At 73.1% G+C, this 15,812-nt stretch carries 12 protein-coding genes and 1 pseudogene; 4 read left to right on the top strand and 9 right to left on the bottom strand.

From position 1 onward, the window contains the following. Window positions 1–75: 75 nt before the first annotated feature. Together ACIHAR_RS18280 and ACIHAR_RS18275 are read left to right on the top strand one after the other, a co-directional pair. Window positions 76–1,074, top strand: a complete 999-nt coding sequence (locus tag ACIHAR_RS18280; protein WP_400020363.1) for an LLM class flavin-dependent oxidoreductase — start codon at window positions 76–78, stop codon at window positions 1,072–1,074. Window positions 1,075–1,207: 133 nt separating this feature from the next. Then, entirely contained in the window at window positions 1,208–3,547 is a 2,340-nt protein-coding gene (locus tag ACIHAR_RS18275; RefSeq protein ID WP_400020360.1) for an ATP-binding cassette domain-containing protein, read from the top strand. Window positions 3,548–3,568: 21 nt separating this feature from the next. Here ACIHAR_RS18275 and ACIHAR_RS18270 read toward each other — a convergent pair whose 3' ends face one another. Further along, window positions 3,569–3,751 carry a hypothetical protein gene (locus ACIHAR_RS18270; RefSeq protein ID WP_365462468.1) on the bottom strand — a complete coding sequence of 61 codons (183 nt, stop codon included), beginning with the start codon at window positions 3,749–3,751 and terminating at the stop codon, window positions 3,569–3,571. 87 nt (window positions 3,752–3,838) lie between these two features. Between ACIHAR_RS18270 and ACIHAR_RS18265 the strand changes: the two genes are divergently transcribed. Beyond that, window positions 3,839–4,576, top strand: coding sequence for a hypothetical protein (locus tag ACIHAR_RS18265; RefSeq protein ID WP_400020358.1), 738 nt, complete (start codon window positions 3,839–3,841; stop codon window positions 4,574–4,576). 36 nt (window positions 4,577–4,612) lie between these two features. Here the strand turns inward: ACIHAR_RS18265 and ACIHAR_RS18260 are convergent. The 6 genes and pseudogenes from ACIHAR_RS18260 to ACIHAR_RS18235 form a co-directional block, all read right to left on the bottom strand. Then, window positions 4,613–5,401 (bottom strand): annotated as a pseudogene (locus tag ACIHAR_RS18260) (lysophospholipid acyltransferase family protein); the annotation flags it as partial. Beyond that, window positions 5,401–6,174 carry a GNAT family N-acyltransferase gene (locus tag ACIHAR_RS18255; protein WP_365462466.1) on the bottom strand — a complete coding sequence of 258 codons (774 nt, stop codon included), beginning with the start codon at window positions 6,172–6,174 and terminating at the stop codon, window positions 5,401–5,403. The pseudogene ACIHAR_RS18260 and the gene ACIHAR_RS18255, both read right to left, overlap by 1 nt. 206 nt (window positions 6,175–6,380) lie before the next feature. Next, window positions 6,381–7,406 carry a hypothetical protein gene (locus ACIHAR_RS18250; protein ID WP_400020356.1) on the bottom strand — a complete coding sequence of 342 codons (1,026 nt, stop codon included), beginning with the start codon at window positions 7,404–7,406 and terminating at the stop codon, window positions 6,381–6,383. A gap of 235 nt (window positions 7,407–7,641) precedes the next feature. Further along, window positions 7,642–8,388: a succinate dehydrogenase/fumarate reductase iron-sulfur subunit gene (locus ACIHAR_RS18245; protein WP_365462462.1), complete on the bottom strand. Its 747-nt coding sequence runs from the start codon at window positions 8,386–8,388 to the stop codon at window positions 7,642–7,644. Then, window positions 8,385–10,331 (bottom strand): fumarate reductase/succinate dehydrogenase flavoprotein subunit, encoded by a 1,947-nt coding sequence (locus tag ACIHAR_RS18240; protein WP_365462460.1) that lies wholly within the window; start codon window positions 10,329–10,331, stop codon window positions 8,385–8,387. The genes ACIHAR_RS18245 and ACIHAR_RS18240 overlap by 4 nt, the downstream gene beginning before the upstream one ends. Window positions 10,332–10,333: 2 nt before the next feature. Next, window positions 10,334–11,005, bottom strand: a complete 672-nt coding sequence (locus ACIHAR_RS18235) for a succinate dehydrogenase (protein ID WP_365462570.1) — start codon at window positions 11,003–11,005, stop codon at window positions 10,334–10,336. Window positions 11,006–11,137: 132 nt separating this feature from the next. On the opposite strand from ACIHAR_RS18235, the gene ACIHAR_RS18230 reads away from it, so the two are divergent. Then, window positions 11,138–12,022 (top strand): LysR family transcriptional regulator, encoded by an 885-nt coding sequence (locus ACIHAR_RS18230; RefSeq protein WP_400020354.1) that lies wholly within the window; start codon window positions 11,138–11,140, stop codon window positions 12,020–12,022. 709 nt (window positions 12,023–12,731) lie between these two features. Here the strand turns inward: ACIHAR_RS18230 and ACIHAR_RS18225 are convergent. Together ACIHAR_RS18225 and ACIHAR_RS18220 are read right to left on the bottom strand one after the other, a co-directional pair. Further along, entirely contained in the window at window positions 12,732–14,867 is a 2,136-nt protein-coding gene (locus ACIHAR_RS18225; RefSeq protein ID WP_365462456.1) for an EAL domain-containing protein, read from the bottom strand. After that, entirely contained in the window at window positions 14,864–15,676 is an 813-nt protein-coding gene (locus ACIHAR_RS18220) for an SAM-dependent methyltransferase (RefSeq protein WP_365462454.1), read from the bottom strand. Before ACIHAR_RS18220 ends, ACIHAR_RS18225 begins: the two co-directional genes overlap by 4 nt. Window positions 15,677–15,812: the final 136 nt, after the last annotated feature.

The raw sequence follows: 15,812 nt of genomic DNA, 5'->3' as shown, positions 1-15,812 counted from the left end.
GTGGCCGCCGATGTCCGTCCGCGGTGTCCGGCACGCGCCGAGGAATCCTGCGGGACCGTCGGTGTTGAAGTCCGTATGAGCTCCGTCATCGCTTCGGCCCGTTTCTCCGTCCTCGACCGCTCCCGCATCCGCGAGGGCCACACCGCCGCCGAGGCGCTGCGGGACACCGTGCGGCTGGCGCAGGAGGCGGAACGGCTCGGCTACCACCGTTTCTGGGTGGCGGAGCACCACGGCGTGCCCGGGGTCGCCGGATCCGCGCCGACGGTGCTGGCCGCCGCGGTGGCCGGCGCGACGGACAGGATCAGGGTCGGCACCGGCGGGGTGATGCTGCCCAACCACCGGCCGCTGGTCGTGGCCGAGCAGTTCGGCGTCCTGGAGTCCCTGTTCCCCGGAAGGATCGACATGGGCCTCGGCCGCTCGGTGGGCTTCACCGACGGCGTGCGGCGGGCCCTGGGGCGCGACAAGGACGACGCCGAGGACTTCGCCGGGCAGCTTCGGGAGCTGCTGGGCTGGTTCCGGGGCACCTCCCCGACGGGCGTGCACGCGCGGCCCGCCGAGGGGCTGACCGTGCCGCCGTTCGTGCTGGCCATGGGCGAGGGCGCCCGGATCGCCGCGGCGGCGGGCCTGCCGATGGTCATCGGCGACCTGCGCGACCGGGAGAGGATGCGGCGCGGCGTCGACGACTACCGCGCCCGGTTCCGGCCCTCCCCCTGGGCGGCGGAACCGTACGTCGTCGTCTCCGGCACGGTCGCCGTGGCCGGGACGCCGCAGGAGGCCCGGCGGCTGCTGGTACCGGAGGCCTGGTCCATGGCCCACTCCCGGACGCACGGCACCTTCCCGCCGCTGCCGCCCGCCGAAGACGCCGAGGGCCGTGCGATGACCGCGAAGGAGCGCGGCTTGTACGCCTCCGGTCTGACCGGGCACATCACGGGCACCGAGGAACAGGTGGCCGACGAGCTGGAGACCGTGCTGAAGGAGACCGGCGCGCAGGAGGTCCTCGTCACCACCAGCACGTACGACCGTGCGGCGCTGCTGGACTCCTACCGGCGCCTGGCCGCGATCGTGAACGGGTGAGCCACGGCCGTCACGGCGCCGCGGCGGCCGCCCGCTCCGACCGCACCGTGATCGTCCCGTCCGCTTACAATCGCGGGGTTTGTCCCGCCCGGCAGTCCTCCCGCTGCCGCAGACCCGTACGGAGTCCCCCCTCATGCCGAGCCCCCACGACGCGTTCGTCCGGGTCCGCGGCGCCCGTGAGCACAACCTCAAGGGCGTGGACGTCGACATCCCGCGGGACGTGGTGGCCGTGTTCACCGGGGTGTCCGGGTCCGGGAAGTCCTCGCTCGCCTTCGGGACGATCTACGCGGAGGCGCAGCGGCGGTACTTCGAGTCGGTCGCGCCGTACGCGCGCCGGCTGATCCACCAGGTCGGCGCGCCGAAGGTGGGTGAGATCACGGGGCTGCCGCCCGCCGTCTCGCTCCAGCAGCGCCGCTCGTCGCCGACCTCCCGCTCGTCGGTCGGCACGGTCACGAACCTCTCGAACTCCCTGCGGATGCTGTTCTCCCGGGCCGGCACCCACCCCCCGGGCGCCGACCGCCTCGACTCGGACGCGTTCTCCCCCAACACCGCGGCCGGGGCCTGCCCGGAGTGCCACGGACTGGGCGAAGTCCACCGTACGACCGAGGAGTTGCTGGTCCCGGATCCGTCGCTGTCGATCCGGGAGGGTGCGATCGCCGCCTGGCCGGGTGCCTGGCAGGGCAAGAACCTGCGGGACATCCTCGACACGCTCGGCTACGACGTCGACGTCCCGTGGCGTGACCTGCCCGCCGCGCAGCGGGAGTGGATCCTGTTCACCGACGAGCAGCCCGTGGTGACGGTCCACCCGGTGCGGGAGGCGAACCGCATCCAGCGGCCCTACCAGGGCACGTACACGAGCGCCCGCCGCTACGTCCTGAAGACGTTCGCCGATTCGAAGAGCCCGGCGCTGCGGGCCAGGGCGGAGCGTTTCCTCACCGGTGCCCCCTGCCCGGCCTGCGGAGGCAGCCGGCTGCGCCCCGAGGCACTGGCGGTGACCTTCGCGGGCCGTACGATCGCGGAGCTGGCCGCGCTGCCGCTGACGGAACTCGCGGGCGTCCTCGACGGAGCCTCCGGAACGGCCCGCGTCCTCACCGACGACCTCGCCGCCCGGATCGCGCCGGTGGTCGAGCTGGGACTCGGCTATCTCAGTCTGGACCGGGCCACCCCGACCCTCTCGGCGGGCGAGCTGCAACGGCTGCGCCTGGCCACGCAGTTGCGTTCCGGGCTGTTCGGGGTGGTGTACGTCCTCGACGAGCCGTCCGCGGGACTGCACCCGGCGGACACGGAGGCCCTGCTGACGGTGCTGGAGCGGCTGAAGGGGGCGGGCAACTCGGTCTTCGTGGTGGAGCACCATCTGGACGTGGTGCGTGCCGCGGACTGGCTGGTGGACGTGGGTCCGCGCGCCGGCGAGCACGGCGGGCGGGTGCTGTACAGCGGCCCGGTGGCGGATCTGGCGTCGGTCGCGGAGTCGGCGACGGCCCGCTTCCTTTTCGGCCGCTCCCCCGCCCCCGTACGCGAAGTGCGGGCCCCGCGCGGCCGGTTGAAGGTGGGCCCGGTCACCCGGCACAACCTGCGCGGGGTGACAGCCGAGTTCCCGCTCGGCGTGTTCACGGCGGTCACGGGGGTGTCGGGCTCGGGCAAGTCCACCCTCATCGGCGAGATCACCCAGGAACTGGAGGGTGTGGGCCGCCTGGTCGCGGTCGACCAGCGGCCGATCGGCCGCACCCCGCGCTCCAACCTGGCGACGTACACGGGCCTGTTCGACGTCGTCCGCAAGGTCTTCGCGGGCACCCGGACGGCGCGGGAACGCGGGTACGGTGTGGGGCGTTTCTCCTTCAATGTGGCCGGAGGGCGCTGCGAGACCTGCCAGGGCGAGGGGTTCGTGAGCGTCGAACTGCTCTTCCTGCCGACCTCGTACGCGCCCTGCCCGGACTGCGGCGGCGCCCGCTACAACCCCGAGACGCTGGAGGTCACCCACCGCGGCCTGAGCATCGCGCAGGTCCTGGACCTGTCGGTGGAGGCCGCGGCGGAGTTCTTCGCCGGCACCCCGGCCGTCGCCCGCAGCCTGACCACCCTCCTCGACGTCGGTCTCGGCTACCTCCGCCTCGGGCAGCCCGCGACCGAGCTGTCCGGCGGCGAGGCCCAGCGCATCAAACTGGCGAGCGAACTCCAACGCGTCCGTCGCGCCCACACCCTCTACCTCCTCGACGAACCCACGACCGGACTGCATCCGGCCGACGTGGAGGTCCTCCTGCGACAACTGCACGGTCTGGTGGACGCCGGCCACACGGTGGTCGTGGTGGAGCACGACATGTCGGTCGTCGCGGGCGCCGACTGGGTGATCGACCTGGGGCCGGGCGGCGGGGACGAGGGCGGCCGGATCGTGGCGGCGGGGACCCCGGCGGAGGTGGCCGGGGCGGCGGGGAGCGCCACGGCGCCCTATCTCGCCCGGGCGTCGGCACGGGGCCGCTGAGCACGTGCCCGCCGGACGGGCTCAGGAGTCGTCGCTCGACCTGTGGCCGCTCCCGCGCCCGGACCGGCTCACGAGCTCACCCGCGAACCGGGTCACGGCGGCCACGGTGCGCACCCAGCGCGGGCCGCCCCGCTCCGCCCACACCACGCAGACACAGCCCGCGACGACGAGCACGAGGACACCCACCAGAACGAGCACGGCCATGCCCATCCCCCTTACGTCGAATCCGGTCCGCGCCATCCTCCCAGTGCGGCCGGCCGGACCTCCCACCGGACCTGTCATGATCGCACCATGACCATCCGACCACCCTCCGCCTACGAGGACTTGGTCACCCGGGCCGGCGCCGAACCGGCCGTTGTCGGCCTCGTGCTCAAGGGGTCACAGGCCCACGACGGCATGGCGACCGGGCACTCGGACCACGACGTGTACGTCGTCCTCGCGGACGACGCTCCCGCCCCGGCCGGCCTTCTCGGCCGACGCACCCCCGAACTGGACGTGGTGGTCGTGTCGCTCGCCCGGCTGCGGTCGGCGGGCATGCCGGGCTTCGAGCGGTACGCGCTCGCCCGCGCCCGGGTCGTCCTGGACCGGCTCGACGGGGAGATCGGCCGGATCCTCGCCGCGAAGGCACGGCTGACCGCGGACGAGGCGTTCGAGGCCGCGGGCCGGTGGCTGGACGCGTACGCCAACTCCCTCTACCGGTCGGTCAAGAACGCGCGGGACGGCGAGTCACTGGCCGCCCGCCTCGACGCGGCCGACAGCCTGGGCTTCCTGCTGGAGTTCCTGTTCGCCCTCGACCGCCGGCCCCGCCCCTACAACAAGTACCTGCGCTGGGAGCTGGCCCACCATCCGCTGCCGGGCTGGGACACCGCCTCGCTCCTCGACGCCGTGGACCGCGTCGCCACCACCGCCGACGTGTCCGCCCAGCGGTCCCTGTTCGCCCGTGTCGAGGCGGCGGCCCGCCGGGCCGGGCACGGTGACGTGCTGGACGACTGGGGCGAGGACCTGCAGCTGATGCGGCCGGGAGGGTAGGGCGGGCGTCCCGTGCGGCGCCGGCAGCGGTGTGTGCGGTGCGCGCCGCCCGCCGAGCACCGGCTCCCCGGCGGCGGCCGCGAGCGCCCTGCGGTCGCCGTGGCGGTCCGGGGCGATCAGGGGCAGCACCTCCACCTCGGCCACCAGCCCCCGTGCCGTCGCCACCCGCCACAGCGAGGCGAGGAGCGGGTCGTCGCCGACGAAGGCGGGCGTCGTGCTGACCGCGCCGCCTTCGCACCGGTAACGGATGCGCACGGGCTGGACGGGGACCCGTGCGTCCAGTGCGGCCTGGAAGACGGCTCGCCGGAAGCGGCCCTGCGCCCGGCCGCACCAGGTGCTCCCCTCCGGGAACACCCCGACGGCCTGCCCGGCGCGCAGCGCCTCGGCGATCCGGGCGACCGTGTCCGGCAGGGCGCGGAGCCGGTCGCGGTCGATGAACAGGGCGCCGCCGCGCGCGGCGAGCGCTCCGGCGACCGGCCAGCGCCGTATCTCGGTCTTGGCGAGCATGCGGGCCGGGCGGACGGCGGCGAGCAGCGGGACGTCTAGCCAGGAGATGTGGTTGGCCACCAGCAGCAGCCCGCCGTCGGGCACGGCGGCGCCGGTCGTGCGGACGCGGACGCCCGCCGCCCGCACGACCGCCCGGCTCCACCGCCGTACCGTCCGGGCCGGGATCCTCCCGCCGAGCGGTGACAGCAGGGCTCCGGTGAGGACGAGCATCAGCACCGCAGCCAGCCGCAGCACCGCCCGCGCCACGGCGGCGCGGGACCCCGTCGGTTCCACGCACGTGCGCGGGGTGCAGGGCGCGCCGGGCAGCCAGACGCTCATCAGGCCGGGACGAGGGAGAGGAAGTGCCGCAGGTAGCGCTGGTCGACGCGGCGCATGGACAGCAGCACGTACAGGTCGGCGACCCCGAAGTCGGGATCGTGGGCGGGCTCGCCGCAGACCCAGGCGCCCAGGCGCAGGTAGCCGCGCAGCAGGGCGGGCAGCTCCGTGCGGGCGGGCACCGTCAGGTCCGTCGGCGGCGCCCACGGAAGCAGCGGCCGTACCCGGAACTCCTGCGGCGCCAGGTTCTTCTCGCGCACCCGGTTCCAGGTGCCGGCCGCGAGGGCGCCGCCGTCGGCGAGCGGGACGGAGCAGCAGCCGGCCAGCCACTCGTGGCCGCGGTCCACCATGTAGCGCGCGATGCCGGCCCAGATGAGGCCGATGACGGCGCCGTCGCGGTGGTCGGGGTGGACGCAGGAGCGGCCGACCTCGACGAGCCCGGGCCGGATCCCGTCCAGTCGTGACAGGTCGAACTCGCTCTCCGAGTACAGCCGCCCGGCGACGGCGGCGCGCTCCGGGGGCAGCAGCCGGTAGGTGCCGACGACCTGTCCGGTGCCGGCGTCGCGCACCAGCAGGTGGTCGCAGTACGCGTCGAAGGGGTCGACGTCGAGGCCGGGCTGTGCGGACCTGACCAGGGCGCCCATCTCCCCGGCGAAGACGTCGTGCCGCAGCCGCTGCGCGGCTCGCACGTCCGCCTCCTCACGGGCCAGGGTGACGGTGTACCGGGTCGGCGCGACGCTCTGCGGGGGACGGTCGAGGGTGGAAGCTCCGGGCATGGCTCTCTCCTGGTCACGGGCCGGATACGGGGACGGCACCCGGTGGGCCGGTCAGGTCCGGCCCCTCGCCCCTGTTCTTCCGACGCCGGTTGGCGTGTACGTGACCTGTGCCAGGAGAGCCGATGTGGGGATGTTGAACGGCACGGAGCGCCTCCGGCCGTCCATGTCCCGGTGCCCGGTCCGTCAGCCGGGACGTGCGCCGCCGTTCACTCGGCGGCCGCGCAGCCCGCCAGCAGGCTCCGTGTCTCCTCCTCGCCGAGCACGCGCTCCAGGACGAGGTCGCCCGTCATGTGGGGGAAGAACCGTCCCGCCGGCCAGCCCCGCTCGTACGGCGGCGGGTCGAGGACCAGCAGTCGTACGCCGTCGACGACGGGGATGTCGGTGGGGGTTCCCTCGTTCCACACCCATGTTCCGTCCGGCGCGAGGAGGTTGAAGGAGCCGGTGGTCGGCACCTGGCCGGGCGCGCTGCGGCAGACGGCGGCCTCCTGCGCGGACGGGGCCCGGCCGGGGACGTGTCCGCCGCCCACGAGGACGTCGGCGAGCAGGGTGTGGAGCTGGAAGTTGTCCCCGATGCCGCTCATGCGCAGCGCGTAGCCGGTGCCGGTGGGCCGGTGCAGCACCACCAGCGGCTCCTCGTCCAGCACCAGCAGGGCGTACCACAGGCACTTGAACTCGTGCCCGGACCCCTCCTGCACGACGCGCAGGGCGTCCAGCAGCCGGGTGCGGCGCTCGGCGCCCGCTCCGGTGCGCACCGAGGCGTGGTTGAGCATCGCCACGGACGCCATCTCCCACTGGGGCAGCGTCCACCAGGCCGCGGCCGCCCGCGGCCCGACCCGGTCGAGGACGGCGTCGTCCAGCGCGTCGGCCTCGGGATCGGGGAGGTCACCGCCCCCGCTCTCCGCCCAGGCCGCGCAGAACTCGCCGGCCGCGTCGAGCGCCTCGGCGAGCCCGTCGAGGACGTACGGCGCGCACCGCGACGCGTCGGCGCCGCGTTCCACGCAGGCGCCGGTCATCACGGCGATGATGCCGTCGGGCCCGGGCGGCACCTGCGGCAGCAGCGCGGCCAGGCGCGGACCGGCCTGCCGGGCCTCCTCGTCCGTCGCCTGCTGGAAGCCGCGGTACATCGCCTGGTAGGCGCTCTCGGCACGGTCGGCGTGCTGCTCACGGACAGCGGTCTCGAATCCGGTGAGGGCGTCGAGCAACCGCTCCCTCCCCTTGCGTCCAAAGATCATGCGCGCAGGGTACCGAGGGCCGGAGAACCAGACGGGGCCGGGGATGAGCACCACTCCCGGCCCCGCCCGCTCGCCCTCTCGGCGAACGTCCGGTGATCCCGCCCGCGGCGGGCGCGGGGCTGTACCGACGGGCGGCTGGGCAGCGGGGGCGCGCCCCGCCGGGAAGGCACGGCAGCCGCCCACCGCGCCACCGCCTGGTGGCGTTCCGCGCGCTACCGCTCGGTGGTGTTCCGCGCTACCGCTTCACCTTCCGGGTGGCCCGCAGCCACTCCTTGTTCATGCCGGTGATGGACATCAGGGGAATGCCCTTCGGGCAGGCGGTCGCGCACTCGCCCGTCAGCGTGCACCCGCCGAATCCCTCCTCGTCCATCTGCGCCACCATGTCCAGCACCCGGGTCTCCCGCTCGGGCGCGCCCTGCGGCAGGACGTTCAGGTGGTTCACCTTGGCGGAGGTGAAGAGCATCGCCGCGCCGTTCGGGCACGCGGCCACGCACGCCCCGCACCCGATGCACTCCGCGTGCTCGAAGGCGAAGTCGGCGTCCGGCTTGGGCACCGGCGTGGCGTGCGCCTCCGGCGCGGCGCCCGTCGGGGCGGTGATGTAGCCGCCGGCCTGGATGATCCGGTCGAAGGCCGACCGGTCGACGACCAGGTCCTTGATCACGGGGAACGCCGACGCCCGCCACGGCTCGACGTCGATCGTGTCGCCGTCCCGGAAGGACCGCATGTGCAGCTGGCAGGTGGTGGTGCGCTCGGGGCCGTGCGCGTCGCCGTTGATGACGAGCGAGCACGCGCCGCAGATGCCCTCACGGCAGTCGTGGTCGAAGGCGACCGGGTCCTCGCCCTTGAGGATGAGCTCCTCGTTGAGGGTGTCGAGCATCTCCAGGAAGGACATGTCGGGTGAGATGCCGTCCACCTCGTACGTGGACATGGTGCCGTCGGCGTCGGCGTTCTTCTGCCGCCAGACGCGCAGGGTGAGCTTCATGCGTAGCTCCGCTGGGTGGGGTGGACGTACTCGAAGACCAGGTCTTCCTTGTGCAGGACAGGGGCCTCGCCGGTGGCGGTGAACTCCCAGGCGGCCGCGTACGAGAACTCCTCGTCCTTGCGGGCTGCCTCGCCGTCGGGGGTCTGCGACTCCTCGCGGAAGTGGCCGCCGCAGGACTCGGAGCGGTGCAGGGCGTCGAGGCACATCAGCTCGGCCAGCTCCAGGTAGTCGACGACGCGGTTCGCCTTCTCCAGGGACTGGTTGAACTCCTCTCCGGTACCGGGCACCTTGATGCGCCGCCAGAACTCCTCGCGGATCTGCGGGATGCGCTCGAGTGCCTTGCGCAGTCCGGAGTCCGTGCGGGCCATGCCGCAGAACTCCCACATCAGTTCGCCGACCTCGCGGTGGAAGGAGTCCGGGGTGCGGTCGCCGTCGACGGACAGCAGCAGGTTGAGGCGGTCATGGGTCTCCGCCAGCGCCTCCTGCACGACCGGGTGGTCGTCGGTGACCTCGCCCTGGTGCGGGTTGCGGGCGAGGTAGTCGTTGATCGTGGCCGGGAGGACGAAGTAGCCGTCGGCCAGGCCCTGCATCAGCGCGGACGCGCCGAGCCGGTTGGCGCCGTGGTCGGAGAAGTTGGCCTCGCCGATCGCGAACAGGCCGGGGACGGTGGTCTGCAGGTCGTAGTCGACCCACAGGCCGCCCATCGTGTAGTGCACGGCCGGGTAGATCCGCATCGGCACCTCGTACGGATCCTCGTCGGTGATCCGCTGATACATGTCGAAGAGGTTGCCGTACTTGGCCTCGACGGCCTTGCGGCCCATCCGCTTGATGGCGTCCGCGAAGTCGAGGTACACGCCCTGCCCACCGGGGCCGACGCCCCGCCCCTCGTCGCACACGTTCTTCGCGGCGCGGGAGGCGATGTCGCGCGGGACCAGGTTGCCGAAGGACGGGTAGATGCGCTCCAGGTAGTAGTCGCGCTCGTCCTCGGGGATCTGGTGCGCCGGGCGGGTGTCGCCCTTCGCCTTCGGCACCCAGATCCGGCCGTCGTTGCGCAGGGACTCGCTCATCAGCGTCAGCTTGGACTGGTGGTCGCCGGTGCGCGGGATGCAGGTCGGGTGGATCTGGGTGAAGCACGGGTTGGCGAACCAGGCTCCGCGCCGGTGGGCCCGCCAGACGGCGGTGGCGTTGGAGTTCATGGCGTTCGTCGACAGGTAGAAGACGTTGCCGTAGCCGCCGCTCGCCAGGACGACCGCGTCCGCGAAGTAGGTGTCGATCTTCCCGGTGATCAGGTCCCGGGCCACGATCCCGCGGGCCCGCCCGTCCACGACGATCAGGTCGAGCATCTCGGTGCGCGGGTGCATCTCGATGTTCCCGGCCGCGATCTGCCGGGACAGCGCCTGGTAGGCGCCGAGCAGGAGCTGCTGGCCCGTCTGGCCGCGGGCGTAGAACGTGCGCGACACCTGGACGCCGCCGAAGGAGCGGGTGTCGAGCAGGCCGCCGTACTCGCGGGCGAAGGGCACGCCCTGCGCCACGCACTGGTCGATGATCTCGACGGAGATCTGGGCGAGGCGGTGGACGTTGGACTCGCGCGCGCGGAAGTCGCCGCCCTTGACGGTGTCGTAGAACAGGCGGTGGACGGAGTCGCCGTCGTTGCGGTAGTTCTTCGCCGCGTTGATGCCGCCCTGCGCGGCGATCGAGTGGGCGCGGCGCGGGGAGTCCTGGTAGCAGAACTGGACGACGTGGTAGCCCTGTTCGGCGAGGGTGGCGCCGGCGGAGCCGCCGGCGAGGCCGGTGCCCACGACGATGACCGTGTGCTTGCGCCGGTTGGCCGGGTTGACCAGCTTGGCCTCGAAACGGCGCTTGTCCCAGCGCTCGTGGACCGGGCCGGACGGGGCCTTGGTGTCGACGGCGGGTTCGCCGGTCGTGTAGTCGGTGTAGGTCATCTTCAGCTCACCACTCCGGTCATGACGCCCACGGGCACGGCGATGAAACCGGCCGTGAGCAGCAGCGCGAGGACGTTGGCGACGGTCTTCAGGGCGCGGTCGCGGGTGCGGCTGCCGGCGCCGAGGGTCTGGGCGGCGCTCCAGAAGCCGTGGCGGATGTGCAGGCCCAGGGCGAGCACCGCGGCGATGTAGACGACGTTGCCGTACCAGGTGGAGAAGGTGTCCACGACGTTCTGGTACGGGTGGCCCGCCTGGAAGCCGCCGGGGTGCGCGGTGCCGGTCGTCAGGTCCAGGATGTGCCAGACGATGAACAGGGCGAGGATGATCCCGCCCCAGCGCATGGTGCGGGTCGCGTAGCTCGCCCTGGGCTTCTTGTGGACGTACTTGCTCGGGCGCGCCCTGATGTCGCGGCGGCTGAGCTGGTACGCGGAGGTGGCGTGGGCGACCACGGCGACGACCAGCACGACGCGGATCAGCCACAGGGTCCACTCGTAGTGCATGAACGGTTCGCCGACCGTGCGCAGCCAGTGCGCGTAGTGGTTGAACTCGCCCGGCCCGAAGAAGATCTTCAGGTTGCCGATCATGTGGGCGACCAGGTACAGCAGCATGATCAGGCCGCTGACGGCCATCACTGTCTTCTTGCCGACGGAGGAGTCCCACACGGTGCGCGCCATCGACGGCCGTCGGTCCGTCCGCGTTGCCAGAGCCATGGCACACGACGCTAGGTCCCGCGGACCCCATCAGTCCAAGACATGGTCCGGCTCGTTTCGATAGATGGTTCCTATCGGCACCCCTATCCTGGCGGTATGCAGTTCCAGCAGCTCCAGTACTTCGTGGCGGTGGCCGAGACCCGCCACTTCACCCGCGCCGCCGAGCTCGTGCACGTCGCGCAGCCGTCCCTGTCGCAGCAGATCAAGGCGCTGGAGCGGGAGTTGGGGGCGGATCTGTTCCTGCGGGCGCGCGGCAACATCACCCTCACCGACGCGGGCGAGGCGCTGCTGCCGCTGGCCCGGCGCATCCTGGCGGACACGGAGACGGCCCGGTACGAGGTGCAGGAGCTCGTGCAGTTGCGCAGCGGCCGGGTACGGCTCGGCGCGACGCCGAGTCTGTGCACGGGCCTGCTGCCGGACGTCCTGCGCGCCTTCCACGACCGCTACCCGGGCATCCGGCTGCTGATCGAGGAGGGCGGCTCCCACGACCTGGTCCGCGAGCTGGCCCGCGGCGCGCTGGATCTCGCCCTGGTCGTGCTGCCGCTGCCCACGCCCTCCCCCGCGCTGACGACGGTGGAGCTGCTGCGGGAGGACCTGGTGGTGGTGTCCTCCCCGGAGGCTCCGCGGCCGGGTCAGGGCCGGCGCACGGTGCACGTCGCCGACCTGGAGGGCGAACGCCTGGTGATGTTCCGCCACGGCTACGACCTGCGGGAACTCACCGTGGCCGCGTGCCGCGCCGAAGGCTTCGAGCCGGACTTCGCGGTCGAGGGCGGCGAGATGGACGCGGTGCTGGGGTTCGTGCGGGCGGGGCTGGGGGTCGCCGTCGTCCCGCGCATGGTCGCCGCGCGGTCGGGGCGCGGGCTGCGGGTCACCCCGCTGGCCCGGCCCGGACTGAACCGCACGATCGCGCTGGCCCACCGCAGCGATGCGGCTCCGCCTCGGGCCGCGCGGGAGCTGCAGCGGATGCTGCTGGAGCGGTGAGGCGGGGGGCGGTGCCCGTCGTCGCCGTCCACGTGCCCGCCGTTCGGGGGCGCGGCGCCGTCGTGGCCGGTCGCGCCGTTCCCCGCGCCCCTTAGGGCGCACTTCCCCACGCCTTTCAGGAAAGGCGGCCGCGGCAGGACGCCGGGAGCTGCAGTGGATGCTGCCCGAGCAGTGAGACGGGGGGGCGGTGCCCGTCGTCGCCGTCCACGTGCCCGCCGTTCGGGGGCGCGGCGCCGTCGTGGCCGGTCGCGCCGTTCCCCGCGCCCCTCTGGGCGCCGTCCCCCGCCCCGCCGAGGAGCACCGGCCATGCCGCGCGGGACGTGCAGTGGACGCTGCTCGCGCGGTGAAGCGGGGTGCGGTGCCCGTCATCGCCGTCCCGGCGCGCGCCGTTCGGGGGCGCGGCGCCGTCGTGGCCGGTCGCGCCGTTCCCCGCGCCCCTCAGGGCGCCGTCCCCCGCACCGCCGAGGAGTACCGGCCATGCCGCGCGGGACGTGCAGTGGACGCTGCTCGCGCGGTGAAGCGGGGTGCGGTGCCCGTCATCGCCGTCCCGGCGCGCGCCGTTCGGGGGCGCGGCGCCGTCGTGGCCGGTCGCGCCGTTCCCCGCGCCCCTCAGGGCGGCCCACGCCCCTCAGGAGGGGCGGCCGCGGGAGAGCGTAGGAAGCGGTGGGGCGACGGCTCATCGGGGCCGGGGGTACGCCCGCCCCCGTGGTCAGCCTGTCGCGTCCACCAGCGCCAGCTGGTGCAGGCGGTCCGGCGGGCCCGGGCGGGCGTAGTACCAGCCCTGGGCCGTGTCGCAGCCCAGTATCCGCAGCTGCTCGGCCTGGGCGCCGGTCTCGACGCCCTCCACGGTCACCGCGAGGTCGAGGCTGTGGGCCAGGGAGACGATCCCCTCGACGATCTTGAGGTCCACGGGGTCGGCGGGGAACTGCTGCATGCTCCGGGTGAAGGACCGATCCAGCTTGAGCACGCTCACCGGCAGCCGGCGCAGGTTGGCGAGGTTGGAGTAGCCGGTGCCGAAGTCGTCCAGGGCGATGTCGACGCCCATCTCGGCGAGCCGGCGCAGCGGCTTGAGCAGGTCGTCGTCCGCGCCGATCAGGGCCGACTCGGTGACCTCCAGGCACAGGGCGTCGGGCTCGACGCCGGCGCGCTCCAGGATGTCGACGGTGTCCTGCACCAGACCGGGGTGGGTGAGCTGGCACGGGGAGAGGTTGACGTTGATGCGCAGCGGGCTGGTGTCCCCCCTGCGTTCTCGCCACGAGCGGGCTTGGCGCACCGACTGCTCCAGCACCCAGCGGCCCAGCGGCACGATCAGCCCGGTGTGCTCGGCGAGCGGGATGAACCGGTCGGGGCCGAGGACCCCGTGCTGCGGGTGCAGCCAGCGCACCAGGGCCTCCGCGCCGCGCACACTGCCGTCGCCCAGGTGGACGAGGGGCTGGTACTCGATGAAGAACTCGCCCCTCTCCAGGGCGGCCGGCAGGGCGGTCGTCAGGCCGTGCCGGGTGATCGCGCGGGCGTCGGCCTCGGCGTCGGCAAGCTCGAAGCGGTTGCCGCCCGCCGACTTCGCCCGGTACATGGTGATGTCGGCGCTGCGCAGCACCTCGGCCGCGCTGCGCTCCCCCGCCGCGCCCTCCACGATGCCGATGCTGCCGCGCACGGTCAGCTCCCGGCCGTCGATGCGCACCGGCGCCACCAGGGCGTTCATGATGCGCGCGGCGAGCTCGTCGACCTCGCGGTGGGTGTCGGGACCGGTGGTCAGCGCCACGAACTCGTCACCGCCGAGCCGGGCGACCATCTCGCCCGGCGCCGTGGCGCAGGACTGGAGCCGGTCGGCGACCTCGACGAGCAGCCGGTCGCCGGCCGCGTGGCCGAGGCTGTCGTTGATGGTCTTGAAGCCGTCCAGGTCGAGGTAGCACAGGCCGAAGCGCTGGTTCTCGCCGGCGGCCAGCACCTTCTCCAGGCGTTCGAAGAACAGGGTGCGGTTGGGCAGGCCGGTGAGGGCGTCGTGGGTGGCCTCGTAGCGCAGCCGCAGGTTGAGCAGGCGTCGCTCGGTGGTGTCCTCCATGAGGGCCAGCTGGTACTGCGGGTCGCCGTCCGCGTCGCGGAGCAGGGAGACCGTCAGGTTGGTCCACAGGACCGTTCCGTCAGGGCGGTAGAACGCCTTCTCCACGTGGTAGTGCTCGCGTTCGCCGCGCACCAGCTCGTCGTAGAGCCGCCAGACCTGGGGCGCGTCCTCGGCGTGGGTCCACTCGCGGACGTTGCGGCCGCGGACCGTCTGCTCGCCGCCGCCGAACATGCGCAGCATCGCCCCGTTGACCTGGAGCACGTTGCCGTCCAGGTCGGCGATGCCGATGCCTATGGCGGCGCCCTCGAAGACCGCGCGGAAGCGGGCCTCGCTCGCGTGCAGCGCCTGCGCCACCACGCCCTGCGCCCGCAACGCGGCCTGGGCGATGGCCTCCTGCTCGGCGAGCGTGCGCTCGCGCAGCGCCTGCGCGTATCCGGCGGCCATGGCGTGCTGGAGCCGGGAGCAGCGCGTGCGCAGGTCCTCCTGGGGGCCGTCCTCGCCGCAGTAGAGGACGAGGTAGGCGTCGACGCAGTCCAGGCTGCGGCTGAGCGCGTCCGGGTCGGTGCAGTGCGCGCCGACCAGCGCGGCCCCGACCTCCTTGCCGGCCTCGGCGTCGAACGTCCTGGCCAGTAGTGCCTCGCTCAGCCGCCGGGCCAGCGGCAGGAGTCGTTCCTCGAACTCCGGCCGGGTCAGCGACGTCGAGGTCACCGGGAAGACCGCCCGGCTCCAGATCGTCGCGAACCTCCGCAGTCTGTCCTCCGGCCCGTCCGGCACGGCGGTCACGAAGTACGCCCCACGCCCGCGAACCCGGAGAAGGCATAGGGATCCTCGTCCTCCGGCGCCGTCTCCGGCCGCCAGTGCGGCATCGGCACCAGTCCCGGTTCCACCATGTCGTACCCCTCGAAGAACCGCGCGATCTCGTCACGCGAGCGCATGATCAGCGGGTTGCGAATGTCCTTGTACACGTTCACCGCGCCCTCCGCCCTCCGGGCCGGCAGCGGGATTCCCTCGTACGAGGCGTGCGTGAGCACGAGCAGGCTGCCGGGCGCGAGCGCGGCACTCAGCTCGGCCACCGCCGCGTACGGGTCGTCCTCGTCCTCCACGAAATGCAGTATGGCAACGAGGAGCAGAGCCACCGGCCGGTCCAGGTCGAGGAGTTGTTCCACCTGCGGGCTCGTCAGGATCTCCTGCGGCTTGCGCAGGTCGGCGGCGACGACGTCGGCGTCCTCGTTGCCCGCGAGCACGGCCTGGCTGTGCGCGACGGCGACGGGGTCGTGGTCGACGTAGACGACCCGGGCGCCGGGGCTGACCGCCTGGGCCACCTCGTGGACGTTGCCGAAGGTCGGGATGCCCGAGCCGACGTCGAGGAACTGGGTGATGCCCTCACCGGCCGCGTAGCGCACCGCGCGACGCATGAACGCCCTGTTCGCCTGCATGATCTTCGGGAGTCCCGGCATGAACTCCATGGCCCTGCGGGCCGCTTCCCGGTCGACCTCGAAGTTGTGCGAACCGCCCAGGTAGTAGTCGTAGATCCGCGAGACACTGGGCACGGAGACGTCGATGCTCCGTGGGGCCCAGGCGGGACGCTCCATCTGTCTCTCTCCAAGGCGTAGGCGATCCGGTGTTCGAGCAGAGGCTACTGATCGCCCGCCAAACGGGCGAGTGGAAACGGAAATTGACCGTCCGTTCCCGGTCACTGCCTGCGGAACGTGCCGGATTGGCTTCCCC

Source organism: Streptomyces sp. NPDC052016 (assembly GCF_044548445.1).
In the GTDB taxonomy this organism is placed as follows: Bacteria; Actinomycetota; Actinomycetes; order Streptomycetales; family Streptomycetaceae; genus Streptomyces.
The sequence above is the reverse complement of the archived record's forward strand: the minus strand, read 5'-3'. Positions and strand labels throughout refer to the sequence as shown.